1 protein-coding gene is annotated in these 428 nt (G+C 61.7%); it reads right to left on the bottom strand.

Annotated elements, in window-relative coordinates:
• On the bottom strand, positions 1-428 hold a 428-nt coding region (locus JWG43_RS18640), incomplete at both ends, for a preprotein translocase subunit SecA (RefSeq protein WP_443112635.1).

Below are 428 nucleotides of genomic sequence, written 5' to 3'. Positions count from 1 at the left end.
TGTCGATACGGCGGGATTCGTGACGCTCGGTACCTATGATGTGCAGACCGCCAGCGGCCAGCACCTCATCGTGACGGATCTGCCAGGCCGCCTTGATGGTTTTAATCTGCTCGTCGGTCGGGTTTTCCAGCGCGGCGATCTCGGCCTGCCAGTTGCCGCCGAGCACGATGTCGGTACCGCGACCGGCCATGTTGGTGGCAATGGTGACTGCGCCGGTCTGACCGGCCTGGGCGACGATTTCCGCTTCCATGGCGTGGAACTTGGCGTTCAGCACCTTGTGCGGGATGTTTTCCTTGGTCAGGATGCCGGACAGCAGTTCGGAGTTCTCGATGGAGACGGTACCGACCAGTACAGGTTGGCCACGCTCGACACAGCCACGGATATCTTCGGCGATGGCGACGTACTTCTCCTGGGCGGTCAGGTAGACC

Origin of the sequence: Desulfobulbus alkaliphilus, from assembly GCF_016918545.1 — a bacterium.
In the GTDB taxonomy this organism is placed as follows: Bacteria; Desulfobacterota; Desulfobulbia; order Desulfobulbales; family Desulfobulbaceae; genus Desulfobulbus; species Desulfobulbus alkaliphilus.
Note: the sequence above shows the minus strand (reverse complement) of the source record. Positions and strands in the feature narration are given on the sequence as shown.